The organism is Pantoea sp. JZ2 (genome assembly GCF_035191405.1).
GTDB classification, from domain to species: Bacteria; Pseudomonadota; Gammaproteobacteria; order Enterobacterales; family Enterobacteriaceae; genus Pantoea; species Pantoea stewartii.
In genome coordinates this window covers 2,684,420-2,707,841 of the sequence record NZ_CP045247.1, presented here as the reverse complement: position 1 = coordinate 2,707,841, position 23,422 = coordinate 2,684,420, and the positions used below count along the sequence as shown (strand labels likewise).

Sequence of the window (23,422 nt, the reverse complement as noted above, 5' to 3'; positions counted from 1 at the left end):
TTTAGTCCTTGTACCAGCCTGTTTCTAGCAAGCTAACAGTGCCAGTGCCCAAAAGTTATTTAATCTGTCCAGCGCAATATGGTCGGTCAGGGTGATTTCCTCGCCGCTCAGCAGATCGCGGTAGCGTCGATGCGCCAGCGCCTCAGGCAGCGGGATCGCGGTGTCATCCCAGCGTCCGGCAGGCGGGGACGTCAGCGTCTGTAGCGTGTTAAAAATCAATCGCGGCGTAATCACGATAATCGCCTCGCCACCCTGCGTGCGGGCAAACGCCAGCAGCGCGTCCTCATGGGCGCCCTGTGCCGTCAGCGGCAGGTACGCGCCCCGGGCAAACAGCGCGGGGTGCGACTGCCGGGCGTTCAGCAAGGCCTGCGTGGCATACTGGTTCACGTGACCACTGAGCCAGCCCTCAGGCGTATCGGGCAGCGCGGTGATGCCAGCATGCAGCATCTTGTCCAGCGCCGCGTAATCGGGCTCACGCCGGTTGTCCGGATCGACCAGGCTGAAGTCCAGCGCTTCACTTCCCTGATAAATATCCGGCACGCCGGGTGCGGTAAGTTTGATGATTCGCTGGCTCAGACTGTTTATCAGCCCGGCCTGAATAAACGGCTGTAATGCGGCGACAAAATCCTGCAGAAAAGCCTGATTATCAGGGGAGAGCAGATGATGAGCGTAATCCAGTACCGCCTGTTCGTAATCCGTATTGTTTTCCGTCCAGTCGGTACGCAGCTTGGCTTCACGCAGGGCTTTTTCAACGTAGCCGGCAAAGCGCTCGGCCAGGGCGGCCAGTCCGGCCCGATCATCCGGTTGCAACGTCGGCGGCCAGACGCCCGCCAGTGCCTGAAAGAGTAGCCATTCCACGGTGGCTTCGGGTGCCGGACCTTCCGCAAGCGAGCGGACCGCCGGGCGATTCAGCTCACGCCAGCGCGCGACACAGGCTGCCCACTGCTGCGGTGCTTCTGTCAGGGTATAGAGACGGGCACGGGCATCTTCGCCACGCTTGGTATCATGGGTTGAACTGGCGGAAAGAGCATCGGGCTGGCGCGCAAGGCGGTCCTGCATTTCCTCATGAAACTGCGCCGGTGAAAACTGCGCCTGCAGCGGTTCTGCGCCCACTTCATTCAACGCCAGCGCCATGTTTTGACGATAAAACAGCGTGTCTTCGATGGATTTCGCCATCAGCGGGCCGGTCAGTTGCTGGAAACGTGTACGGAAGCTGTCTGCCTGCCCGGTCACCGCATGCGCCACATCACCCTGCATAATGCGCAGCAGGAAATCCAGCGCGTGGCTGTCCGGTGCATGGGCTGATGCCTTGACGTCTGCGGCGACCGCCTGCAACCGTTGCTGGTCATCGGCGGTCAGGCCCTGCGTATTGCCATAGGTACGATAAACCGGAAACGCCACCAGCAGCTCACGCAGCGCGTTGCGCAGATCGTCCGGGCGCACGGCGACGTGTTCATCTTCGGCAATAGCCGTGGCCAGCTGCAGCAGACGTGAAAACTCGCCGGCAAAGTTACGGTCTGCCATCAGGCATTTCGCTTTACGCAGTTCCTCTTCCATCTGCACGTCAGCGCCGCTGACGTCTTCCCAGGCCTGACGCAGTGATCCAAGCGTTTTATTATCCACCAGCACATGAGACAACGCGCTGATAAATTCATAGCCCGTGGTGCCTGAGATGGGCCAGTCGGCCGGAAGGTGTTCTCCGGCGCCCAGGATTTTCTCAACGGTGAGATAACAATCTGGCCCGGCGGCCTGGCGGAGCTGCTCCAGATAGCCTTTGGGATCGGCCAGCCCGTCAACGTGGTCAATGCGCAGCCCGTCAACCGCACCGCTGTGTACGAGGCTCAGAATAAGCCGGTGCGCATCTTCGAACACCGCCGGATCTTCCACCCGCACGCCCACTAAACCGGTGACCTCGAAAAAGCGACGATAGGAGAGGTCGTGTGCAGCATCGCGCCACGACATCAGCCGCCAGGGCTGCTGCTCATGCAGTGCCGCCAGGTCGCCTTTGCCGCTGAGCTGGAGCACCGCCGCTTCACGACCTTCCCAGCTTGCCGGGGTCAGCGGATAATAGCTTTCGAAATAGGCCAGCGCGGGCTTGCCTGTATCGGGATCGCGCTTCACGCTGAGCTCGCCATTTTCCAGCACGGTATCGATATCGTCGCCCAGGAACGGCAGCGTTAAGCGCCGTGACCAGTCAATATCAAAGTAACGTGCATAGCGGCTGTCCTGACCATGCTCAAGGACGTCGCGCCACCAGCCATTTTCCAGCGAGGCCGCCATGTGGTTGGGTACGATATCAATAATCAATCCCAGTCCGGCGGCTTTCAGGGCGCTGACCAGACGATCAAAGCCCGCACGACCGCCAATGGCCGGATCGATCGCGTTGACGTCGGTGACATCGTAGCCGTGGGTGGATCCCTTTGTAGCGGTAAAAATGGGCGAGGCATAAAGATGGCTGATGCCCAGGTCTTTCAGATAGGGCACCAGCGCCGCAGCACGATCAAACGTCATGCCGTTACGAAACTGAATACGGTAGGTAGCGGTTGGAATACTCATTTGCTGTCTCCCGCAGCCAGACGAACTACGATGGAATGTTGGGGCAACCGATCGGCCGCTTTCGGCCAGACAAAGAGGGTTTCACCGGGCATTTCAGGCAGCGGCTGGGCCTGCTCACCTATGTTCAGCGCCATGGACAGTGTCCCCGCAGGAAAGGTCCAGCTCACGGCAACAAAGCCCTCGGCGGTCGCCAGCACCTGACCGCTGTGACCGCCTGCGGTGGCCAGCAGCGGGACAATGGACTGCTGTCGGATTGCCAGCAGTGACCGGGTCAGCGTCAGCCAGCGTTGGCCTTCCTCACTTTCCAGCTTGCGCCAGTCCAGCTTTGAACGCACAAACGTCGCTTCGTCGTTTGGATCGGGCACGCTTTCGCCCTCATGACCGGCATGGCCTTCAAACTCTTTTGCCCGGCCTTCACGCACGGCTTTAGCCAGATCACCATGAAAATCGGTAAAGAACAGGAAAGGGTGGGTTTCGCCATACTCTTCCCCCATAAACAGCAGCGGGATATGCGGTGATAACAGTAATGTCGCCAGTAGCACCTGTGTGCGTTCAGCGCCGGCCAGCGAAATCAGCCTTTCGCCCTGCGCACGGTTGCCCACCTGGTCGTGGTTCTGAATAAAATCAACAAAGGCCACAGGCGGCTGTCCCGTGCTGTCTACACCGCGTTTCTCACCGGACTGAACGGACACCTCACCCTGATAGACAAAGCCCTCGGCCAGCGCGCGCGCCACGCGTTTTTCAGGCTGATCGGCAAAGTCTTTGTAGTAAGCGTGCGTTTCACCAGTGGCGAAGACATGCACGGCATTATGGAAGTCGTCATTCCACTCCGCCGTAAACAGCGGCACGCCGCCGTTTTCCGTCCTGGGGTGCAGGAAAATAACGTTACGGCAATCTTCGGTGGTGAGGTGAATCTGGCGGTCAGGAATGTCCGCCCGGATCCGCTCAGCAATCTCCGTCAGCACGTGTTTGTCAGCGATATCCTCAATCTGATCGATGGCATCAAAACGCAGGCCGTCCAGACAATACTCCTGCAGCCAGAAAAGGGGCGCTTCCGCGATATAGCGGCGAACGGCGTCAACATCATAGGCAATACCCGCGCCCCACGGCGTCATGCGATCTTTGTGAAAGAAGTCGGGTGACAGCAGCGGCAAATAATTTCCGTCCGGACCAAAGTGGTTAAGCACGATGTCGAGTACAACTGCAATGCCATAGCCATGCGCGGCATCAATAAACGCTTTGAAATCGTCGGGCGTACCGTAGGCGGCATGCGGTGCGTAAAGCAGCACGCCATCGTAGCCCCATCCGCGCTGGCCGCCAAACTGCGAGACCGGCAACACCTCAATCATGGTGATGCCGGTCTCAGCCAGATAAGGCAGTTTTTTAATTGCGGCCTGGAAAGTACCTTCTTCCGTGAACGTGCCGATATGCATTTCATAGACCACGCTTTCCTGCCACGGACGACCACGCCAGTCGGTGTTCTGCCAGCGATAGTGTGTCGGATCGATAACCAGCGACGGTCCACTGACATCATCCTGCTGCGCGCGTGAGGCGGGATCGGGGATAACGGTGCCATCGTTCAGCACAAAGTTGTACGCTGCGCCCGCCTGAATGCCGCTGGCATGATATTCAAACCAGCCGTCTTCGGCGGGTGTCATGGCACTATCCTGACCGCCCAGTCGCAGCGTGACCTGCTGCTGGCCGGTCGCCCAAACGCGGAAACGCACGCTCCCGTCGGCCAGAAACTCCGCCCCCCAACTCTTACAAAATGCTGTCGATCCCATTCCGTTGCCTCTTTAATCAGAAAGTACGCAATAAGCACCCTCACGCTATCGGTCAGCCGAGGGTACGGGTTGAAAATGTTGTTAACGAGATCAGGCACCCAGGAGAGGGGAACGCCTTCATCACCTCTGCCTGCGTTACTATTCAGAAAGTGTTATGTGTCATACCGCTTCAGACGCCAGGCAGCGTCTGATTCACACCATGCTTAAGCCCTAATCATAGACTACGTTGCCGCATTTACTGCGCGTGCCCGCCTTTGTACACGATTTATTCCTCAGCGAGGCTGATACGCACCGCCATCGGGCCCGCCCTGGTTTTCGCTGAATTTTATGGAAAATCAGATAAAACCCTGTGCCGTTATGCACAAAAAAACCGCCGTAAACAGCGGTTTCGCGGTCAAACAGGTAAATTTATGTGACGTTGTCACGATAACGTCAGCCAGACCCGAAAGCCTGGCTGACGCGCCATCAGGCCGGGATGGTTTCCGCCTTTTGGCTACGTGACCAGACGCGGTGTTCGGCCATAGCCGCCGTGAAATCATTCATCAGCGCGATTTCAGCATTGTCGGCTTCCACGATGCCGTCTTCCTGCTGATTCTCATCCAGGTCAAACTGCGCTTTAAAGCGACGCGCTTCCCCACTCAGACCAATGACTTTCAGGTGCTTGTACGCTTCCAGCAGGAAGTAGCGCGCATCACCGCTTTTCAGCAGCGCATCCATGTTGCCATCGGGGACGATCACGGCGTCGAACGTAAGGGAAGGCAGGCCGTTAAAGGTGGCATCGATGGGTAACTGTGATCCATCGTCGGCACTGACCTGGCCCATGTGCGCCGCCAGCAGTTTCGTATGCACGCCGGCCGTTTTCAGGTGTTGCAGGATATGCAGCACATCATCGGCGTTGACGCCCTCGCTGACTAACAGCGCCACCTGGCGGCCTTTGATATCCCCATCCGGGATCGCGTACAGGCTCAGGCTGTCATCCTTTTGCAGGCCGTTAACCTCTTTTGGCGCGGCGGTATTCAACTGGTCGTCGCTGAGCGCAATCCCCAGATTGGCGGCAACGCCCTGCGCCAGCGTGACGTCAATGCGCAGCAGATGATCGAGCACGCGCTCACGAATGTAAGGGCGAGCCACTTTACTCAGTTCAAACGAATACGCGCCAATAATATGTTGCTGTTCGATGGCAGTCTGGCTGTTCCAGAACAGTCGCGGCTGTGAATAGTATTCGCCGAATGAAGGGCTGCGTTCGCGCACTTTATGTCCTTCAATGCGCTCCTGATAGCTTTCAAAGCCGCCTCCTTTTGCCGCCGGTGGGGTTTCCCGTGGCCAGTTGTCATTGATCGAGTTCGGCTCGTAGTTGGCCGGATTGGTATCAATGTCCATCCGGTGCATGCCCTGACGCTGAAAATTGTGGTAAGGGCAAACCGGGCGGTTAATCGGAATTTCATGGAAGTTAGGCCCGCCAAGACGGCTGATTTGCGTATCGGTGTAGGAGAACAGACGGCCCTGAAGCAGGGGATCGTTGGTGAAATCCAGGCCGGGAACGATGTGACCGGGATGGAAGGCGACCTGCTCGGTTTCGGCGAAGAAGTTGTCCGGGTTGCGGTTCAGCACCATTTTGCCGACGCGCACCACAGGCACCAGCGCTTCAGGAATCAGTTTGGTGGCGTCCAGAATATCAAAGTCAAACTTAAACTCATCCTCTTCCGGAATCATCTGCAGGCCAAGCTCGAACTCAGGGAAATCACCCGCTTCAATCGCTTCCCACAGATCGCGACGGTGGAAGTCGGGATCGCGGCCTGTCAGCTTCTGAGATTCGTCCCACAGCAGTGAGGCTTTACCGGCCAGCGGTTTCCAGTGGAAACGCACAAACGTGGCTTTACCTTCGTCGTTGATCAGGCGGAACGTATGAATGCCGAAGCCTTCCATCGTGCGGTAGCTGCGTGGGATACCGCGGTCGGACATCGCCCACATAACGTTGTGCAGGGTTTCGGGCTGCAGCGAGACATAATCCCAGAACGTGTCGTGCGCACTCTGGCCCTGAGGGATCTCATTGTGCGGTTCGGGTTTCACCGCATGCACAAAGTCCGGGAACTTATGCGCATCCTGAATAAAAAAGACGGGCGTATTGTTGCCCACTAAATCAAAAACGCCTTCCTCGGTATAGAACTTGGTGGCAAAGCCACGAATATCACGCACGGTATCCGCCGAACCGGCACCGCCCTGAACGGTAGAGAAGCGCACAAAAACCGGCGTGATCTGCTCAGGCTCGCTCAGAAAATGGGCTTTGGTCACGTCCTTCAGCGAGCAGTAAGGCTGGAAGTAACCATGGGCGGCCGAGCCGCGCGCATGGACGATGCGCTCAGGGATGCGTTCATGATCAAAATGGGTGATCTTCTCCCGCATAATAAAATCTTCAAGCAGCGTCGGACCGCGTGATCCGGCGCGCAATGAGTTCTGGTCGTCTGCAATACGGGTGCCCTGGTTGGTGGTCAGCGCGCTGCCTGTGCCGCCTTTGCGGTTCACCTCCAGCTGATCCAGCTTTGCATTACGCGTCTCAGGGGCTTTAAGGCTGCCGGGCGCCGTTGGTTGTTTCCCCGGTGGTGTGGGTTCGGCAGGAGGCTGATGTGAACCGTCTTTGGGGGCTAATGATCCCAGGCCGGGCTGTGAGGATTCGGGGCCGGTGGTTGGGGCACGGTGATTCAGGGGCGTAGTAGATTTCTCATTCGACATGACACATTGCTCCAGCTTTTTTTATACGACGTGAGGTGGCTGTAAATATAGAACACCTCACCGATTACGCCTGAAAATATTCTGTTTAACCGGTGCGCTTAAATATCGCACGGTGTGTGATGCCTGTTTTTTTATTTTCAGCAAAGCACAGGCGGAAATAATTTATTAGCGAAATTAAATGGCGAATTTTTGATGGTTTTTCTTTTTTTTTTCATCTGGTTGATTGTTTTCTGTAAGGGCGGGGAAGGGCCGGGGTAATCGCCGCACGTTTATTTTTCATGCGGTATTTTCTGAAACAGGTCGCCTCTCGTGATTAACGCACTTTGCTGGCGATACGGTATTTTACGCATAGCGTTATACCGCTGCGCTTATTAAGGTAAAGGGCGATGTGATTGAGTCAGACAAAAGACAAAGCAGAGCCGGTGATAGTGTGCAGAGCGGATAAAAGGGGAACTGACAGAGGAAAAGTGCCAGTCCATGGCGTCGTCCTTCCTTAAGGCGCCTTACTCAGAACTACTTAGACGTGCGTCGGCTGGTTTTGCCGCCTTTCCGACCGGCCTCCCTGGCTCTTTCAGGATCGTTCCTGAAATTACCTCCGCTGGCTTTGCCTCCTGCACTGCCAGCTTCACTGGCGCGATCAGGATCGTTAGCAAAATTTCCGGCTCCACCTCTGTATTTCTGTTGTGTCATAGTCAGACCTCATATCAGTGTTCCGTAAGATAAAAAGGACTAGCTAGTCACACTGTCATTTTAGTTGTTACAGGAAATTATGCCACTCTGCACGCGCAGACTTTTTGCGGCTTTCGTAAGTTATTTCCCGAAAAATCAGTAAGTAATATTCTGTTACGGGTGAGCGGCTGTGACGGGATGAGTGACGCTTATCGTTCACCCACTGTCAGAATGGGTTTAATGAAGCATTACCTGGAAAGATGGTCATTAACCTATTGATAAAATTGCCCAAAATGGCGAGTTAAAAATTAGCTGTTACACTTTCTGAATACCTTTCAGGAGTGACTATGAAATTAGGCTTTGCATGCAAGTACTTAAATGCGGACGGCAAGCAGTTCTTTCCCTTTCGCGCCACCACCCGGACACGTTTTCTCCGCCTGGATAAGGCGCAGGGCAGCGCACTGCTTTATGAGATCGCGCAAACCAATTTGCAGAATCTGTATTTAACGCTGGAGGCGATAGCGACACAGCCTGACGCGTTAAGAATGATGCGCATTGGCAGCGATTTACTGCCGCTGTACACCGTGCCAGAAGCAAAGCCGCTGTTTGCCCGTTTTTTGCCGGAACTGTATCCGCTTTTTGCCCGCTGCGGTGAACTGGCCAGACAGCATAACATTCGTCTGTCATTCCATCCGGGACAGTACAGCGTGCTGGCGTCAGACAATCCTGATGTAGTAACCCGCGCGCTGGAAGATGTGGAATACCACGCCCTGTGCGCCTGCCTGATGGGCTACGGCAAAACCTTTCAGGATTTTAAAATCAACATCCATATGAATGGCAAACGGGGTTTTGACGGGTTTAAACAGGCCTTTCACCGTCTCAGTCCCGAAGCCCGCCTGATGCTGACGGTAGAAAATGATGAGATATCCTGTTCGCTGGACGACGTGCTTCAGGCCCGTGCATTGTGTCCCGTCGTGTTAGACATTCATCATCACTGGGTGAAAGAGAATCAGTTTATTCAGGCCGATGATGTTCGTATTGCCCAAATTACAGAGTCCTGGCGTGGGGTACGGCCAGTATTGCACTATTCCATTTCGCAGGAGGGCCTTATCCCTGAGAAGGGGTTCCCCGATCAGCAGCAACTGGCGGTGCCAAAAACCAAACTGCGGGCGCACTCCGATTATTATTTCAACGCAACACTCAATGACTGGGCATTGTCGTTTAGCGATTTCGACATTATGTGCGAAGTGAAAATGAAGAACCTGGCCAGAGAAACGCTTTACACGCAGGCAAAAAGTCACAGGCTGGTGGCCTGACAGGACCGGCGGGCAAAAAAAGAAGGGCCGGTGGCCCTTCAGATCATCACAATCCCTTTTTCAGTGGCGGAACGCCACCTTCGATTTGTGCCTGCTGAGCACCGGAACCGGGGCGGGCATTCCCCAGCAGCGGCTCTTCTCCTAAAATATCCGGCTGCTCTTTCGCGCTAAACTCACCGCGACCGTCGAAGGAGGGGCCTTCACTCCAGCGGCCTTTCGGCAACGGTTTATCCAGTGAGGTATTCAGGCAGTAGTAAGCATGTTCCTGCGCTTCCCCTTCCTGTGGGAAACTGTCCGGGATGGGCAGCGACGCATCCAGGCCGCCTAAATCTTCGATTACCGCCAGCCACTGCTGCTGGTGCATCGTGTCGCGGGCAATCAGGAAAGACAGGAAATCCTTCATGCCTTTATCCTCAGTCAGATTGTACAGGCGCGTCGCCAGTACCCGGCCTGTGGCTTCAGCCGTCACGTTTGCCAGCATATCGGCCGCCACATTGCCGGACGCGTAAATATGGCTCATGTCAAAAGGCATGCCGTTCGCATTCACCGGCAGGGCAGCCAGTCCTGATGACAGGATATGACGGGGATTCATTCCGCCGAGAATCGCATTCACCACGGGATCTTTTGCCGAGGCTTCCTGATAAGAAAGGGGCGCGCCCTCCAGGTTGAGGGCCACCGCATGGCCCAGCATCTCAATATGGCTCAGTTCTTCAGTTGCCGTAGAGATAAGAAGATCTTTGATCCGCGCATCGCCGCGTGCGCCCATGGCCTGGAAGAAGTACTGCATTGCCACACGTATTTCGCCTTCCACGCCGCCAATGGCTTGCTGGAGTAACATGGCGAATTCAGGATCGGGTTTCTCTACTCGCACGGGGTACTGCAGCTTTGATGAGTGATGAAACATGGTTATCTCCTGGTTAGTGAGGAATCGATCAACAGCCAAAAGCCTGGTCATGAATGCCAGAGAAATAAAGCGCAGCGAGGTAGGTTTTCTTCATCGCCGCTGCGTTTAACCTGTTGATTTACCGCGAAAGGAGAGGCGAGGTAAGCTGAAAAAAAATAAAAAAAAAGCCCCTGAATCAGGGGCGAATTTTTAGGGAAGGCAAAGCATCCATGCTAATTAGCGTTTCATCACAACTTATCAAAAACGGACATCGCCCGGCGTACGCTGAAGCACAATCTCCAGGGCCTGACGATAGATATCCTGCATGGTCACATCGGTTTCACATTCGAGTTTGTGGATCAAACCCAGCACGATGTCTTTTTCAGAAACGTGAGCCTTATAGGCAGCAAGCTCTGACCAGGTTTCGGCAATCACATCTTTTTCGCTGGTGAAATGGGCACCCGCGTTCATGAAATAGTCTGAAATCTGAGACTCAGTATTCGTTGTCGTTTGCATCATGGCCTCAAAATCGTTAGAAAGAAAAATTTTGCATCTGAAGGTGGAAATCCACTCACCTTCAGATGCGGTGCAAAGCACCTTTCGTTACAAGTGACTTAACATCACGCCGTAAAGTTATACAAAAAAACCAAGTTTGTACAATTTTTTGTATAAAATTTTAAGTGGTCGGATGACTTTTCGGCGCTTATTGCAACATAAAATCTAAAAATATTAACATTTTCTGTTGATTTTTAAGGGGTTATTGAGGATGCGCCTCTGTGCGGCGCCTCTTTGGAAAGTTGTACAACCTTGTACAAGATGGCTTTTCTGAGCGGGCCGGGTTGTACAGGCGACGCGGGAACGGATCACTGTCACGCGTGCTGTGTGCGGCAGCGTCCTCCCTGGCGGCAACGTCGACATGGCAGGCTAATAACCCCTGAGCGCAGACGGGGAACCGCGTCTGGCAGGTGAACTCTGCAAACAGGCCGGGGCGGGCGCGTTGCCTGGAAGCGCCGTGTGAATCTGTCGGGAGCCGTGGTCATAATTTACTTTCTTATGAACGCGCAGGGCGTTAAGGTTTACGCCTCTTGAATCACAAGGACATGATAATGGTTAACGACTATTTTTCACTGCCGCCCGCGGGCATGACGCAGGAACAACACAAACGTACGGTCGCCGTTGCGGCGGCGCTGGCAGTGGCAAAAGCGTCCGTCAGCGCCTCGACGTCAGCGAATGGCTCTAAAGCAGCCTGGGATTTGCAGGCCGTGGCAAACGAAATTGCCAATCTGGCGGATGCGATTCAGGATGCGCTGGAGGCCGACAGCACCGTGTAATCTCCCTGCCTGACGGGATGCGCGACGCTGATTGCCTTCACGTGCCAGCCGTCAGGCACGGCGACCTGGCGGGCGCAGGGCGGATTAAGGAACGTGAGCGTCAGCTGTCCGCCAGCCGGATCTCCCGGTTATATTCACGACAGACAGCTACGCAGCGAGCCGGATGCCGCTCACATCGCGTACAGGAAAAGCGGCACCGTCACGACAGGGCCACGCCGCCCGGCCACGGACACTCACGCAGTGCGGGCTTAAGGCACGCGGTGGGTGTTATCAAACCCGGCCAACAGGCGGGACATTTTTGCTTGGGGCGTGGTGTCAACGCCGTCTTTACCGCCGTCTGCCTGGCCCATCCAGCTCTCGTCGGCTTCCGGATGCGGTCCGGTTAACACAACCGTGCCTTTTCCATACGTATAGTGGGCGATAGCGACGTCACCATTCCGGTAAAAGGCCAGAGGGGTAAAACCATCCCGGGCTTGATTGCCCTCAAGGTACGGACCGTCCTGATAATAGAACCGCGTTGGCTGACGCTGCCAGTCAACGCGAATCGTGTAATCGCCCTCATCAGCAATGCCCGAGCCTGGACGGCCCACTTCCGATTCCAGCGGTGAGCTAATCAGCCCCAGCCACTGACTGTCTGCCAGGTAGGCCCCCATGCAAAGGCCCAGAAACCCCTTGCCGCTGCGAACAAACTGTCGAATAGCCCGGACGCCTTCCTCTCCCAGTGCGGCATAAGCCGCGGGAATATCCTGACCGCCGCCAGGCTGAATATAGAGATCAAACTGACGCAGGTTCTGTGCCGTCAGCCTGAGCGTTTCATGCTCGCCGATGTACGTTGTGCTAACCGGCCGGGTGAGGCCGTGGAGCGATTTCACCACCATTTCCGAACAGCCGTCACATCCTGCCGCGCCGCGATAAACGGCGATGTTCAGCGGCGGCGGGACAGCCAGCACCGCGCCGGGCACCAGGCTTAAGGCAAGCAGCAGGGCGGTCAGTCTTCCGTTACGGGGGCGAAGGATTGCATGATAAGCCAGCCTCATAGGTTATTTCCTGTCGGTTAAATAACGTGGGTATGCACGGCGTAATCCCGGCCAGTCGCCTGTGCTCAGGCAGGCGTGCTGGCGGTAAACCGGCGACTTGAGCAAGCGCTCAATTTAGGGAAGTGACGGATGCCTGTCAACGGGTTTATTGACCTGACAAACCTTTTCAGCGGCGTGATACAGCCCGTACAGACAGGCCATATCACGTCTTAACGCCGTTACGGTCGCTTAGTTTTCATAACCTGAGGCGATAATTTTTGCGGCGCTGGCCAGCACATCCTTACGCGAGGCCGCGTGTTTGTCGGTCTGCGTGTAGTAGGTCACCAGCACCAGCGGGGCATGATGCGGTGGCCAGATCACGGCGATGTCGTTGGTGGTGCCGTAATCACCGCTGCCGGTTTTATCCGCGACCACCCAGTCAGCAGGCAGACCCGCACGTATGCTGTAGGTGCCGGTTGTATTGCCCTTCATCCAGTCGGCTAACTGCTGGCGTTGAGCAGGTGCCAGCGCCGTGCCTAAAACCAGTTTTTGCAGGCTCTGCGCCATCGCTGTCGGTGACGTTGTATCACGTGTATCACCCGGAATAGCGGTATTAAGTGTGGGCTCGGTTCGATCGAGACGAAACGTGTTATCGCCGATGCTGCGGGCGAAGGCGGTCACGGCATGCGGCCCGCCAAGGTGCGTCAGCAGTTTATTCATCGCCGCGTTGTCGCTGTACTGCAAGGCCGCCGCACTGAGTTCTGCCACGGTCATCGTGCCGCCCACCTGTTTTTCGGTCACGGGGTTGTAATTCACCAGGTCGGCGTGACGAATCGCGATGTTTTCATTCAGCAGGCCTTGTGCGGTTTCCGCTTTCTTCAGAATGGCCGCCACCGTAAAGACTTTACTGGTGCTGCAAAGGGGAAAACGTTCGTTACCACGATAAGTAAAAACAGAACCATCACCGGTGTCGATCGCCGCCACGCCTAAGCGTCCGCCTGCGGCATGTTCCAGCTGCCTGACAGGTTGCGCTAACAATGCGTCATTGAAATGGGCCTCGGCGACAAAAGGGACCGCCAGCGCCAGTAGGGTTGCCGCTGCACAGATGCGCAGCCGGGGAGCCGTAGCCATATAAACCTCCGTTAATGTGTATCTGCATTCAGACATACCCGGCACCTCACCGCCTCAGAAAGCGGCGCGTACTGAGCGAAACGTGTGAAATACGCCCCTCGTGAAACTTATGTCAGTTTCTGCCACCTGATGCCCCCGTTATGACACGAAGGTCGCGTTATTGCGGGACATATCGCCTGTCAAAAGTGTGACGAGGGAGAGAGTAAGGGATTTCAAATTATCGACAAGCGAGATAATTTGAGAGGAGCCAAAAGAATTTCTGGGGTTAACAATGAAAAATGATGTTCCGCTTAATGCACTCCGGGCCTTTTATGCTTCGGCCCGGTACCTGAATTTTACTCACGCAGGTATGGCACTTTTCGTCTCGCAGGCGGCCGTGAGCCAGCAGGTCAGGCTACTTGAAGAGCGGCTGGGCGTGACGTTATTCCGGCGCTTACCGCGTGGACTGGAGATGACGGATGAGTCCCGGCTGCTGTTTGCCGAGGTGTCCGAGGCGTTCACCCAGCTTGAAAAAGCCTGGCGCCGGTTTGAAGGGGGTGAATACCGCGAAGTGATGACCCTCGCCTGTGTCGGGACCTTTGCGCTGGGCTGGCTGCTGCCGCGTCTGGATGCCTTTCATCAGCAGCATCCTGCGCTGGAAGTGAACGTGCGCACCCATAATAACGTCGTGAATCTGGCGGGCGAAGGCATCGATTATGCCATTCGCTTTGGGACGGGGGCCTGGCCTGCAACGCACAACGAACCGCTGTTTACCGCACCGCTGACTGCGCTTTGCCGGCCGGATATCGCCCGTCGGCTGCAGCAGCCCGGCGATCTGTTACGGGAAACGCTGCTGCGTTCTTATCGCGCGGATGAGTGGGGTAACTGGTTCACTGCGGCAAATATCACGCCCCCCAGAATGACTGGTCCGGTTTTCGACTCCTCGCGGCTGATGGTCGAGGCAGCGGTTCAGACGGGCGGTGTCGCGCTGGTGCCGGTCTGCATGTTTCAGCGGGAGCTGGAGGCGGGCATCCTGCTGCGGCCTTTTGACATTGAGATTGATGTCGGTGGCTACTGGTTAACCTGGCTGCGATCAAAAACGCTGACGCCATCGATGGAGATATTTCGCGAATGGATAAGGCAGCAGGTAAATGGCTGACCGGACCGGTCACAAGCCCATGCGCCCCACACGCCGCTCAGGTTACGGTTGCCGGCGGAAAGCGCAGGGCGAGTCAGGCGCGCGGTGACGTTATCCCGGCATGATGACGGCGCAGGGTTAACCGATGATGCCTGCGCGGACATTGTGCGTATTCATCACAGGGGCGGAGGCAACGTATTATCCCGCCATGCGGGCAAAACAGCGCGACGTTTTTTATTTTCTGAGATGAATCAGCCAGAGGATAAACTCACTGTTATTTCTCACGCCTACTTTCTGCATGATTTTTTGCTTAAGATAATAGATGACGTGTACAGGTGAAGCCATCTGGTACGCGATCTGGTTAACCGTCATACCGGTCATAAAAAGCCAGCTTAAAGAAAGTTCCTGCTCGGTTAAATAGACCTTTTTTCCCTGTGTACTTTTCAATTCCATTTTTATTCTGCCTCTCAATGCTTTTTTTCAATGCCACGGTGATAGCCGTGTTCGGCGGTAATGCAGGCATGATAGGCAAACGTGTTGGATATCACAGTATAAATCATTTCACGTTATCTTATTTTTTTAACTATATGATTATTATCACTTTTAATCCGGATGAGACACGTTCACATCACAAAAGATGAACGTTGTATCTGGCGATCCTGTCTTCATTTTTGCAAAAAAGATTGGCTGTAGTGATTTTCCCGTCATAAAGGGCGAGCGTGCAGCGTGAAACAGCGCTGGCAAATCAGACCCCGTTTATCGCCTGCTATTTTGACGCCTTTTTCGGACTTGCTTAGGGCTATTTTTATCACTATGCACGGTCAGGCGGTTGTTTATTTCCGTTATCGTCTGCGCGCCGCTTGTACGCTTAGCCGATTGATGTTGCTAACGCTGTCAGCATTATTTCCGCCCGGGTTATGCGGCGAATAAATACGCGCCGCTAACGGGCAGCGTTCCGTGCTTTTTAAACATCCGTTCAGCGAAGAGAAGAATTCTGCATGCGCCGGCGAAAAAACAACCGGTACGGTTAATGGCTGCACAGGCCTGTCATAAGGCGGTGAAAAGGGCAGAAAAAAATATCCATCCACATCAACTGTTTTACATAAACCTCTCCGGTTTCGCTTGATCGCACTGGCGGATCGCGATTACTGTAATTATATACAGTAATTTGGCGTGAGAGGTGAATATGGAATTTATCAGGCCAGCAAAAGTGAGCACGCCTTTGCAATTACCGCTGTTTGTCGAGCGGGTGCCGTGCGGTTTTCCGTCTCCGGCGCAGGACTACGTTGAGCAGCGGATTGATTTGAACAAGCTCATCGTTCAGCATCCCAGTTCGACATACTTTGTGCGCGTCAGTGGAGAATCGATGTCCGGAGCGGGCATTAACGACGGCGATATGCTGGTGGTGGACAGCGCACTGGTGGCTTCTCATGGCGATATTGTGGTGGCCGCGATTGAGGGCGAATTTACCGTCAAGCGGCTTCAGCTTCAGCCCTGCCTGCAACTGATGCCAATGAACCGTCAGTTCAAACCCATTGTGATTAGCACAGAAGACGCGCTCGAAGTGTTTGGCGTTGTGACCTATGTGATCAAGTCGGTTTATTAATCATGTTTGCGCTGGTCGATGTGAACAATTTTTATGCCTCCTGTGAAACGGTGTTTCGACCGGATCTCAAGGGCAAGCCCATTATTGTGCTCTCCAACAACGATGGCTGTGTGATTGCGCGTAATGCCGAGGCCAAAGCCCTTGGCGTCACCATGGCCGTGCCGTTTTTTAAAATGCGAGAAATCATTGCCCGCCATAACGTGCAGGTCTTTAGCTCTAACTATGCGCTGTATGCGGATATGAGCACCAGGGTCATGACGCTACTGGAGGAAATGGCCCCGTCGGTAGAAATTTATTCGATTGATGAGGCCTTTCTGGATTTAACCGGCGTCAGCCACTGCATGTCGCTTGATACCCTGGGGCACCAGATTAAAAAACGCATCAAAAAAGAAATTCATCTTAACGTCTGTGTCGGGATTGCCCCTACCAAGACGCTGGCGAAGCTGGCGAATTTTGCGGCCAAAAAATGGGCAGGCTACACCAACGGTGTGGTCGATCTGTCCGATCCGGTGCGCCAGCAAAAACTGCTGGCGAAGGTGTCGGTCAAGGATATCTGGGGCGTTGGCCGCCGTCTCAGCCAGCGGCTTGAGGAGATGGGGATAACCTCGGCCGCAGACCTGGCGCGTCAGCGTCCCAGCCTGATTCGTAAGAATTTCAGCGTGGTGCTGGAACGCACGGTCAGAGAATTATGCGGTGAACCCTGTCAGGATTTAGAAGCCCTCGAACCCACCAAACAGCAGATCATGTGCTCACGTTCTTTCAGTAGCCGTCTTTCAGACTATGCACAGGTGCGTGAGGCAGTCTGTACCTATGCCGAACGTGCCGCCGAAAAACTGCGGAAAGAAAAACAGTACTGCCGGCAAATCGGGGTGTTTCTGCGCACCAGCCCCCATGCCGTTAGTGAAAACTTTTACGGTAATCAGGCCACTGGTCAGTTACTGACGCCGTCGCACGATACGCGCGACATTATCCGGGTGGCGACCGACATGCTGGACTACATCTGGATCGCGGGCCACCGCTATATCAAAGCGGGCGTTGTCCTGAGCGACTTCTTTGACCACGGCGTGACTCAGTTGGATTTGTTTGATGAGCGACCGGTCAAGCCGGGCCGTAACGATCTGATGCAGGTTATCGATCAGATCCACAAAGCGGGCAAGGGGAAAATGTGGTTCGCCGGACAGGGGACAGAGAAGCGCTGGGCGATGAAGCGCGAAATGCTGTCGCCGGCTTATACCACGCGCATCAGCGATCTGCCGGTGGTGAAGTAAGGCGCGGGCAGGGATGACAGCAACAGAATGCTCTTATAAGGAGGCCGTTTGGGCTGCCGCTCGGTTTAAATCTGGCGTTGTGGTCTAGTCTAAAACAGGTATCCATCCCCTTAAGGAGAGCTTTGTCATGTCAGAACTCAGTAAATCGCCAGTGGCAGATCGGGCCGAACATAACGCCTTTTTTCCTTCTGCCTACTCACTTGACCAGTTCACCCGCCCCACATCTGATCTCGGTGATGCCGACTATCCCCAGCCGTATTCAGGGAATAAAAAGGTCCTGGTGATCTGCACCGACGAGCGCTATCTGCCGCTTGATAACGACACCCTGTTTTCCACCGGTAACCATCCGATTGAAACGCTGCTTCCGATGTATCACCTGTATCAGGCCGGTTTCCAGTTTGATGTGGCGACGTTGTCCGGGCAGATGGTGAAGTTTGAACACTGGGCGATGCCCCAGCAGGATGAGGTGGTCATTGGCTTTTACAATCACTGCCTGTCGCTGTTTCGTTCCCCGCTGACGCTGAACGCTGTCGTTCAGTCACTGACGCCCCGGTCAGAGTACGCAGGCATCTTTATTCCGGGCGGTCACGGCGCGCTGATAGGGCTGCCCGAAAGTGAAGCCGTCGCTGAGGTGATCCGCTGGACGCTGGCCAACGATCGTCACCTGATTTCGCTGTGCCATGGCCCGGCTGCCTTTCTTGCTCTGGACAAAGGCGACAATCCGCTTAATGGCTATAAAATTTGCGCCTTCCCCGATGCGACCGACAAACAAACACCGGATATCGGCTACATGCCGGGACAGTTAACCTGGTTCTTCGGGGAGAAACTTCAGGCCATGGGACTGACGCTGGTGAACAGCGATATTAAAGGGACCGTGCATAAAGATCGCCGGGTACTGACGGGCGACAGTCCCTTTGCGGCGAACGCGCTCGGTAAACTGGCGGCAGACGAGCTGCTTAAAGCCAACGCCTGATCGACCTGCTTTTTATCCCACCACGGCATCGCCTGCACCGCACTTTGTGCAGACGATGCGCCGGGGTGGGATTCGGGTGTACTTGCACCCGGTGCCTGAGATACAATCGTTCTGCCTATCGTTTCCGGGTAATGTCGGAAATGCAGCCTCTCAAACTGGTCGTCATGAGCAGCCAACAATCCACAGCGAATAAACAAAAAGAACGCGGCAGGCCCAGAGAATTTGATATCGAACAGGCTCTGGACCAGGCGATGATCGTGTTCCGGCAGAAAGGATATCATGCCGCCTCGCTTAACGATTTGAGTGAGGCAATGCAGCTTTCTGTCGGTAGTATCTACAAAGCGTTTCAGGACAAGCGATCGTTGTTCCTGCTGGTTTTTCAGCGTTACATCACGGTCCGCAACGAGGATCTGCGCGGACGCCTGGCCCGCTTTTCGACCGGCCGCGCAAAGTTAAGTGAACTACTCCAGTTTTATCTGGATTCTTCCCGGTCAACGGAAGGGCGCACCGGCTGTCTGGTCGTAGGCAGTGCTATTGAATTACAGGTGCTGGATGCGGAGCTGTCACAACAGGTTACACAGGTTATCTTCCGCAATAAGGCCTTTCTGATGTCACTTTTGCAGGAAGGGCAGCATGATGGCTCCATCAGGCGCGACCTGGATGTGGAGACGGCTGCAGGACTGATTTTGCGTATTGCCTTTGGTATGCGTGTTACCGGCAAGGTGGCGGATGTACACGATGAACAGGCTACGATTGCGCTGGCCCTGAAAATCCTGGATTAATCTTTGCTCATTTAGGAAGTAAATATTCCCTTATGTCATCCATGCAGGGCGGCCGGTCACCCACGGGCTGCCAGACACAGGCACAGTGTGCCTTCTCTAAAACACTTTGCTGTTACATAAAAAGTAAAATTTGAGGATTATGCGTGAAACATGACAGGGCAAACATCGGTGAAGAGATTCACGCGCTTTTAGGGCGCGTTGTGTCAGGCATCCTGCAGCCGGGTAAAACGCTCACACTGCAGGAAATTATTGGTGCGTTGCACCAGCAAAGTCTCCAGACAAGCTGTAAAACGACCCGACAGACCTGCGAAGAGGCTATCCGTATCCTCGCGCATAAACTCCATTAATGACGACGGGCTGAAGCAAGGAAGCCTGTATGGCCGTCACGTCACAGTAACGACAGCAGCAACAATAATGCCAGCAGCAGCAGCGAAAAGGCCGCAACGGCTTCGCAACGATGCCCCGTCCCGTCACGGCAGTCACTGGCCGTCTTAACGACCAAACAGCAACCCAATCAGTTCACGGCAAAGGCGCTCTTCTTCCTGACTGGCTGACAGCTCAAGACGGCGCAGCAGTTTAGTGCAGATAGACTTACGGTTCACGTTCTGGCCGGCGCGTAAAATATCTACCACGATTTGCCCCAGCATTTCCTGCTGTGAAGGGAGACCCGCCGCAGAAAAATAGCGGGAGATATCGTCGGCGCTCTGCGGTAAGCGATGATTGCGTTGCATAGAGGTTCTCGGGTGGTTCAAAAGTAGTCAGTTAAAAGTAGCGTAAAGTTATACAATAAAATAAAACTTGTACAGCTATTTTCGCAGAAAAAGCGTGCGGCGCGATTCAGGCGGGGACAGAGAGAAGGGCGGAAAGCGGACACAGAGAGAATACAGACAGTTGGCACGCAGTAAACGCGGACGCATCCGGCGTCCGCGAAGCGCGGTATCGCATTAACCTGTCGGCGTTAATGCTCGGTCACATTGGCGGGAACCTGCCCGTTACTACCATCCAGTTGAGTTCGGCCCGCTCGCGCGTAGCCACGTTAATAAAGCTTTTCAGCCATTTACGCGCATCGGCGATCAGGAGCACGCGCTCATCGTCGCTTTCATGGTCCGCCATCGTGCTGAGCTGGCGAATCAGCGAAACCACCGTGATCTCCTCATTCTGTAGTGCCAGGTTCACCGCAGCTTCACCAATAATCTTATGACCGGTAGCCTCATCGTGAAAATTCATATGCACCTCCTGAGAGTGAGTGAGAATGTCGTCGACCCAGTAATTAGTTTAGTAAAAGGAATGGATAGCGATAGTGTGATTTCATTCGGTGATACCTATCAAAGAAAACATTAAAAACAGTGAACTTTTGTACCGCAGGCTAACACCTTAATAAGCGAGTGAAAATTTATACAGACCCGTTTTATCCGCCAGAATTGAAGTGATTAAACCACTAGATAGTGGCGAACTGGCCTGAAATTACGATAGGTCCCTGACACGGTGCCCTGGCCGTCAGCGGCATTCCGGACCGCAACCTGATGCTGTAAATAAAATGTACATAAGAAAGAGATGCTAATGTTTTTGTGTTGTCGCAAAGCAAAGTGAGAAGGAATGAAAAAGGCCGTAACAGGCGAGCGCCTGCGTCAGAAAGACAAAAGGATATATGAGCCATGATCATGCCGTGTAAGTCGTTATTACACTTTTTACGACGAACCGTTATTTCCGGATAAAAAGATATTGAGAGGGTGAAGCAATGAAGAGGCGGCAGGAAATAAAAAAGCCGCCCTGATCAGGCGGCAACGCTGTTATTTTGGCACTTCGGAAACGGCTTTAACGTCCGCTTTATTGATCTGCTGTTTCACACCATTGGCATCGGTATAACCCAGTAAACCGGCATCAGATTCAGACGGCTTACCGTCGCTGATAATAGTGCGGCCATCGTTGGTATGAATAGCGTAGCTTGTGCGGGTACAGCCTGTTAATGCGGTCATGCCGATCAAAACTGCCAGCGGTAAAATCAGAGTCTTCTTCATATTATCCACCTTATTTCTGTGATTGAGTCCGTTAGTTATCAAGTTCACTCATATTGCTGATCTGATCGCGATTAATTTGTTCGGTTTTGCCTGTCTGGGCGTCACGATAGGACACCAGCCCCGTATCGCTGTCAATTTGAGGCTTACCATCGGTCACTATTGTACGGCCGTCTGACGTTTTAATGGACTGGTTGGAAGAACAACCGGCTAACGTTGCCAGAGAGAGGGCAAGCAAAACGGCAGCTGACAGGGATTTAGTATGCATTTCATCTCCTTGAAGTGGACCTTGAATTAAACAGCATAGTCGCTTTTGAGAATTTTGCAGGGCGGTGAGCGAAACAATAAACGCACTTGCGCAGAAAAAGCGCGAATAGCTAAAGCGTATTTATGCCTCTCAGAAATTTCACATTTAGCGCCTGCGGTTTGGTATTTAGTCTGCGGCCCTTTACGCTCGTTGACAGGTTAACGAAAAAAGGAATCGAGAATGAAATGGCAAATGGGTGCAGTTGCAGCGTTATTAATGGGTTCCGTTGCTTGTGCGGCAGAAACAACCGCGATGAAGAATCCGCTGAGTGTACACGTATTAAATCTGGAGACCGGCACGCCGACTCCCGGTATTTCTGTTGACCTCGAACATAAAGAACAGGGCAAGTGGGTTAAGCTTTCCTCAGGGGTAACCGATAAAAACGGCAGAATTAGTGCACTATTCCCGACAGATAAACAATATGAAACGGGCGATTATAAAGTTGTATTTAAAACGGGAGATTATTATCAGAAGGTTCAGCACGCGTCCTTTTTCCCGGAAATTCCGGTGATATTTCACATGGACAAAAGTGAATCGCATTACCATATTCCATTGCTGCTGAGCCCGTACGGCTATTCTACCTATCGCGGTAATTAATCTTCACCGGCAACGCCTGAATACCCGGGTGTTGCCGGTCTCTTTCGCCCCCTCCACCCTGGTCATCGCCGCGCGATGTCGCGTTTTCCCGACCAAACCCTGGCTTTGCAGTCTTCACCTTCCCACGCCCGGACAAAAAAACTTTTGCTGCTACGGGTGCGATCATCGGTTAAATTGCCCCTCTGTGCCGGAACGGTTAACCTGCCGGTGCCGGAACCTTCATACCGAACAAAGCAGGGCGCGCTGTGCCTGCTTTACGTACAGGAGAATCGCTGATGCGAAAAGGATTAACTGTGTTTGCCATGGTCATGCTTTCAGGCTGCAGCCTGATGCACAAATCGTCGCCCGCGCCAGAAACGTTACACTATCGCTGTGGCACCTTGCCGCTCACCGTCACCCTGGATAACGCTAAAGATCAGGTCAGCTTTATCATGGATGGCAAACCGCTGACGCTGACGCAAACCGTTTCTGCCTCGGGGGCCCGCTACAGCGACGGACAGTATGTTTTCTGGTCTAAAGGAAACGGTGCTTTTATTGAGCGCAACGATAAAATCGTCGTGAATGACTGCGAGCTGCAACCGGCTGGTTAACGTTATCTGAGTGAGTGTGCATGATGAGTGACAATGAAATGCTGCAAAACATTGCCCACCTGCGTCGTGAATACACGCGTGGTGGTCTGCGTCGTAACGATTTGCCGGATAATCCGCTGGCGCTGTTCGAAAGCTGGTTAAAGCAGGCCTGCGAGGCACAATTGCCCGATCCTACAGCCATGACGGTAGCCACGGTCGATGAGCAAGGCCAGCCTTATCAGCGTATCGTGCTGTTGAAGCATTATGATGAACAGGGCATGGTGTTTTATACCAACCTTGGCAGCCGTAAAGCACAACATCTGGCCAACAATCCGCGTATTTCGCTGCATTTCCCGTGGCATTTTCTGGAGCGCCAGGTCATGGTGCTGGGCGAAGTCGAAAAACTGTCGCCGCTGGACGTCCTGAAATATTTCAGCAGCCGCCCGCGTGACAGCCAGATCGGTGCCTGGGTTTCGCGTCAGTCCAGCCGGATTTCTGCCCGCGGTGTGCTGGAAGCGAAGTTTCTGGAACTGAAGCAGAAATTCCAGCAGGGCGATGTGCCGCTGCCCAGTTTTTGGGGCGGCTATCGGGTAAAATTTAACACCATGGAGTTCTGGCAAGGGGGCGAGCATCGCCTTCACGATCGTTTCCTCTACCAACGGGATAACGACGGCTGGAAAATTGACCGACTCGCCCCGTAAAACTGCGCTTTCCCCTTATCAGCGCTGGCACAGAAGCCGTCAGCGCTTTATGCTATAGCCCTCATTTTTTT

At 54.2% G+C, this 23,422-nt stretch carries 24 protein-coding genes; 11 read left to right on the top strand and 13 right to left on the bottom strand.

Going from position 1 to position 23,422, the window contains the following annotated elements; genetic code table 11:
• Nucleotides 1-24 precede the first annotated feature (24 nt).
• The 4 genes from treY to GC087_RS12915 all read right to left on the bottom strand — a co-directional run bounded on the left by treY (nt 25) and on the right by GC087_RS12915 (nt 7,760).
• Complete coding sequence (gene treY / locus GC087_RS12930; RefSeq protein ID WP_324028476.1) at nt 25-2,556, bottom strand: malto-oligosyltrehalose synthase; 2,532 nt, start codon at nt 2,554-2,556, stop codon at nt 25-27.
• Nucleotides 2,553-4,340 carry a malto-oligosyltrehalose trehalohydrolase gene (treZ, locus tag GC087_RS12925; RefSeq protein WP_324028475.1) on the bottom strand — a complete coding sequence of 596 codons (1,788 nt, stop codon included), beginning with the start codon at nt 4,338-4,340 and terminating at the stop codon, nt 2,553-2,555. The genes treY and treZ overlap by 4 nt, the downstream gene beginning before the upstream one ends.
• 465 nt (nt 4,341-4,805) lie before the next feature.
• Nucleotides 4,806-7,070 (bottom strand): catalase HPII, encoded by a 2,265-nt coding sequence (gene katE / locus GC087_RS12920; protein ID WP_039340551.1) that lies wholly within the window; start codon nt 7,068-7,070, stop codon nt 4,806-4,808.
• Nucleotides 7,071-7,583: 513 nt separating this feature from the next.
• A complete protein-coding gene (locus GC087_RS12915) occupies nt 7,584-7,760 on the bottom strand; it encodes a con-10 family general stress protein (RefSeq protein ID WP_072021692.1) in 177 nt (58 codons plus the stop codon).
• A 326-nt stretch (nt 7,761-8,086) separates the two neighbouring features.
• Here GC087_RS12915 and GC087_RS12910 point away from each other — a divergent pair, with 326 nt between their 5' ends.
• Complete coding sequence (locus tag GC087_RS12910) at nt 8,087-9,055, top strand: UV damage endonuclease UvsE (protein WP_058701997.1); 969 nt, start codon at nt 8,087-8,089, stop codon at nt 9,053-9,055.
• A 46-nt stretch (nt 9,056-9,101) separates the two neighbouring features.
• On the opposite strand, the gene GC087_RS12905 is transcribed toward GC087_RS12910, so the two are convergent.
• Both GC087_RS12905 and GC087_RS12900 read right to left on the bottom strand, forming a co-directional pair.
• Nucleotides 9,102-9,959: a manganese catalase family protein gene (locus tag GC087_RS12905; RefSeq protein WP_039340546.1), complete on the bottom strand. Its 858-nt coding sequence runs from the start codon at nt 9,957-9,959 to the stop codon at nt 9,102-9,104.
• A gap of 237 nt (nt 9,960-10,196) precedes the next feature.
• Nucleotides 10,197-10,454, bottom strand: a complete 258-nt coding sequence (locus tag GC087_RS12900) for a biofilm development regulator YmgB/AriR family protein (protein ID WP_033741464.1) — start codon at nt 10,452-10,454, stop codon at nt 10,197-10,199.
• Between the two features lie 590 nt (nt 10,455-11,044).
• On the opposite strand from GC087_RS12900, the gene GC087_RS12895 reads away from it, so the two are divergent.
• Nucleotides 11,045-11,269, top strand: coding sequence for a hypothetical protein (locus GC087_RS12895; protein ID WP_039340544.1), 225 nt, complete (start codon nt 11,045-11,047; stop codon nt 11,267-11,269).
• A gap of 248 nt (nt 11,270-11,517) precedes the next feature.
• On the opposite strand, the gene GC087_RS12890 is transcribed toward GC087_RS12895, so the two are convergent.
• Together GC087_RS12890 and bla are read right to left on the bottom strand one after the other, a co-directional pair.
• A complete protein-coding gene (locus tag GC087_RS12890) occupies nt 11,518-12,306 on the bottom strand; it encodes a BPL-N domain-containing protein (protein ID WP_058701996.1) in 789 nt (262 codons plus the stop codon).
• A gap of 228 nt (nt 12,307-12,534) precedes the next feature.
• Complete coding sequence (bla, locus tag GC087_RS12885) at nt 12,535-13,416, bottom strand: class A beta-lactamase (protein ID WP_052133179.1); 882 nt, start codon at nt 13,414-13,416, stop codon at nt 12,535-12,537.
• Between the two features lie 271 nt (nt 13,417-13,687).
• Between bla and GC087_RS12880 the strand changes: the two genes are divergently transcribed.
• Nucleotides 13,688-14,554: a LysR family transcriptional regulator gene (locus tag GC087_RS12880; RefSeq protein WP_058708767.1), complete on the top strand. Its 867-nt coding sequence runs from the start codon at nt 13,688-13,690 to the stop codon at nt 14,552-14,554.
• 213 nt (nt 14,555-14,767) lie between these two features.
• Here the strand turns inward: GC087_RS12880 and GC087_RS12875 are convergent, their stop codons facing one another.
• Nucleotides 14,768-14,986 carry a helix-turn-helix transcriptional regulator gene (locus GC087_RS12875; RefSeq protein ID WP_033741197.1) on the bottom strand — a complete coding sequence of 73 codons (219 nt, stop codon included), beginning with the start codon at nt 14,984-14,986 and terminating at the stop codon, nt 14,768-14,770.
• 733 nt (nt 14,987-15,719) lie between these two features.
• On the opposite strand from GC087_RS12875, the gene umuD reads away from it, so the two are divergent.
• The 5 genes from umuD (at nt 15,720) to GC087_RS12850 (ending at nt 19,509) form a co-directional block, all read left to right on the top strand.
• Nucleotides 15,720-16,139, top strand: a complete 420-nt coding sequence (gene umuD, locus GC087_RS12870; RefSeq protein ID WP_033741198.1) for a translesion error-prone DNA polymerase V autoproteolytic subunit — start codon at nt 15,720-15,722, stop codon at nt 16,137-16,139.
• A 2-nt stretch (nt 16,140-16,141) separates the two neighbouring features.
• Nucleotides 16,142-17,407 (top strand): translesion error-prone DNA polymerase V subunit UmuC, encoded by a 1,266-nt coding sequence (gene umuC, locus GC087_RS12865; RefSeq protein ID WP_324028474.1) that lies wholly within the window; start codon nt 16,142-16,144, stop codon nt 17,405-17,407.
• A gap of 127 nt (nt 17,408-17,534) precedes the next feature.
• On the top strand, nt 17,535-18,380 hold the full coding sequence (hchA, locus tag GC087_RS12860; protein ID WP_039340538.1) for a glyoxalase III HchA: 846 nt from the start codon (nt 17,535-17,537) through the stop codon (nt 18,378-18,380).
• Between the two features lie 140 nt (nt 18,381-18,520).
• Nucleotides 18,521-19,162 (top strand): TetR/AcrR family transcriptional regulator, encoded by a 642-nt coding sequence (locus GC087_RS12855; RefSeq protein ID WP_369974372.1) that lies wholly within the window; start codon nt 18,521-18,523, stop codon nt 19,160-19,162.
• Between the two features lie 143 nt (nt 19,163-19,305).
• Nucleotides 19,306-19,509: a hypothetical protein gene (locus tag GC087_RS12850; protein WP_033741206.1), complete on the top strand. Its 204-nt coding sequence runs from the start codon at nt 19,306-19,308 to the stop codon at nt 19,507-19,509.
• Between the two features lie 144 nt (nt 19,510-19,653).
• Here GC087_RS12850 and ycgZ read toward each other — a convergent pair whose 3' ends face one another.
• The 4 genes from ycgZ to GC087_RS12830 all read right to left on the bottom strand — a co-directional run bounded on the left by ycgZ (nt 19,654) and on the right by GC087_RS12830 (nt 21,445).
• Nucleotides 19,654-19,893: a regulatory protein YcgZ gene (gene ycgZ, locus GC087_RS12845; protein ID WP_033741208.1), complete on the bottom strand. Its 240-nt coding sequence runs from the start codon at nt 19,891-19,893 to the stop codon at nt 19,654-19,656.
• Between the two features lie 238 nt (nt 19,894-20,131).
• Complete coding sequence (locus tag GC087_RS12840) at nt 20,132-20,389, bottom strand: hypothetical protein (protein ID WP_324028473.1); 258 nt, start codon at nt 20,387-20,389, stop codon at nt 20,132-20,134.
• A gap of 563 nt (nt 20,390-20,952) precedes the next feature.
• The gene (locus GC087_RS12835) at nt 20,953-21,180 is read right to left on the bottom strand and encodes a YgdI/YgdR family lipoprotein (RefSeq protein ID WP_033741210.1); all 228 of its coding nucleotides are present in this window, start codon (nt 21,178-21,180) and stop codon (nt 20,953-20,955) included.
• Between the two features lie 31 nt (nt 21,181-21,211).
• The gene (locus GC087_RS12830; RefSeq protein ID WP_033741212.1) at nt 21,212-21,445 is read right to left on the bottom strand and encodes a YgdI/YgdR family lipoprotein; all 234 of its coding nucleotides are present in this window, start codon (nt 21,443-21,445) and stop codon (nt 21,212-21,214) included.
• Between the two features lie 219 nt (nt 21,446-21,664).
• Here GC087_RS12830 and uraH point away from each other — a divergent pair, with 219 nt between their 5' ends.
• From uraH to pdxH, 3 genes are all read left to right on the top strand, one after another.
• On the top strand, nt 21,665-22,081 hold the full coding sequence (gene uraH, locus GC087_RS12825; protein ID WP_006119009.1) for a hydroxyisourate hydrolase: 417 nt from the start codon (nt 21,665-21,667) through the stop codon (nt 22,079-22,081).
• A gap of 275 nt (nt 22,082-22,356) precedes the next feature.
• Nucleotides 22,357-22,671, top strand: coding sequence for an MliC family protein (locus tag GC087_RS12820; protein WP_324028472.1), 315 nt, complete (start codon nt 22,357-22,359; stop codon nt 22,669-22,671).
• Nucleotides 22,672-22,694: 23 nt separating this feature from the next.
• On the top strand, nt 22,695-23,351 hold the full coding sequence (gene pdxH / locus GC087_RS12815) for a pyridoxamine 5'-phosphate oxidase (protein ID WP_033741468.1): 657 nt from the start codon (nt 22,695-22,697) through the stop codon (nt 23,349-23,351).
• Nucleotides 23,352-23,422 lie beyond the last annotated feature (71 nt).

Excerpts from the sequence above, each read along its gene's own strand:
- treY (WP_324028476.1), bottom strand. The coding sequence starts at position 2,556 with ATGAGTATTCCAACCGCTACCTACCGTATTCAGTTTCGTAACGGCATG.
- treZ (WP_324028475.1), bottom strand. The coding sequence starts at position 4,340 with ATGGGATCGACAGCATTTTGTAAGAGTTGGGGGGCGGAGTTTCTGGCC.
- katE (WP_039340551.1), bottom strand. The coding sequence starts at position 7,070 with ATGTCGAATGAGAAATCTACTACGCCCCTGAATCACCGTGCCCCAACC.
- GC087_RS12915 (WP_072021692.1), bottom strand. The coding sequence starts at position 7,760 with ATGACACAACAGAAATACAGAGGTGGAGCCGGAAATTTTGCTAACGAT.
- GC087_RS12910 (WP_058701997.1), top strand. The coding sequence starts at position 8,087 with ATGAAATTAGGCTTTGCATGCAAGTACTTAAATGCGGACGGCAAGCAG.
- GC087_RS12905 (WP_039340546.1), bottom strand. The coding sequence starts at position 9,959 with ATGTTTCATCACTCATCAAAGCTGCAGTACCCCGTGCGAGTAGAGAAA.
- GC087_RS12900 (WP_033741464.1), bottom strand. The coding sequence starts at position 10,454 with ATGCAAACGACAACGAATACTGAGTCTCAGATTTCAGACTATTTCATG.
- GC087_RS12895 (WP_039340544.1), top strand. The coding sequence starts at position 11,045 with ATGGTTAACGACTATTTTTCACTGCCGCCCGCGGGCATGACGCAGGAA.
- GC087_RS12890 (WP_058701996.1), bottom strand. The coding sequence starts at position 12,306 with ATGAGGCTGGCTTATCATGCAATCCTTCGCCCCCGTAACGGAAGACTG.
- bla (WP_052133179.1), bottom strand. The coding sequence starts at position 13,416 with ATGGCTACGGCTCCCCGGCTGCGCATCTGTGCAGCGGCAACCCTACTG.
- GC087_RS12880 (WP_058708767.1), top strand. The coding sequence starts at position 13,688 with ATGAAAAATGATGTTCCGCTTAATGCACTCCGGGCCTTTTATGCTTCG.
- GC087_RS12875 (WP_033741197.1), bottom strand. The coding sequence starts at position 14,986 with ATGGAATTGAAAAGTACACAGGGAAAAAAGGTCTATTTAACCGAGCAG.
- umuD (WP_033741198.1), top strand. The coding sequence starts at position 15,720 with ATGGAATTTATCAGGCCAGCAAAAGTGAGCACGCCTTTGCAATTACCG.
- umuC (WP_324028474.1), top strand. The coding sequence starts at position 16,142 with ATGTTTGCGCTGGTCGATGTGAACAATTTTTATGCCTCCTGTGAAACG.
- hchA (WP_039340538.1), top strand. The coding sequence starts at position 17,535 with ATGTCAGAACTCAGTAAATCGCCAGTGGCAGATCGGGCCGAACATAAC.
- GC087_RS12855 (WP_369974372.1), top strand. The coding sequence starts at position 18,521 with ATGCAGCCTCTCAAACTGGTCGTCATGAGCAGCCAACAATCCACAGCG.
- ycgZ (WP_033741208.1), bottom strand. The coding sequence starts at position 19,893 with ATGCAACGCAATCATCGCTTACCGCAGAGCGCCGACGATATCTCCCGC.
- GC087_RS12840 (WP_324028473.1), bottom strand. The coding sequence starts at position 20,389 with ATGAATTTTCACGATGAGGCTACCGGTCATAAGATTATTGGTGAAGCT.
- GC087_RS12835 (WP_033741210.1), bottom strand. The coding sequence starts at position 21,180 with ATGAAGAAGACTCTGATTTTACCGCTGGCAGTTTTGATCGGCATGACC.
- GC087_RS12830 (WP_033741212.1), bottom strand. The coding sequence starts at position 21,445 with ATGCATACTAAATCCCTGTCAGCTGCCGTTTTGCTTGCCCTCTCTCTG.
- uraH (WP_006119009.1), top strand. The coding sequence starts at position 21,665 with ATGAAATGGCAAATGGGTGCAGTTGCAGCGTTATTAATGGGTTCCGTT.
- GC087_RS12820 (WP_324028472.1), top strand. The coding sequence starts at position 22,357 with ATGCGAAAAGGATTAACTGTGTTTGCCATGGTCATGCTTTCAGGCTGC.
- pdxH (WP_033741468.1), top strand. The coding sequence starts at position 22,695 with ATGAGTGACAATGAAATGCTGCAAAACATTGCCCACCTGCGTCGTGAA.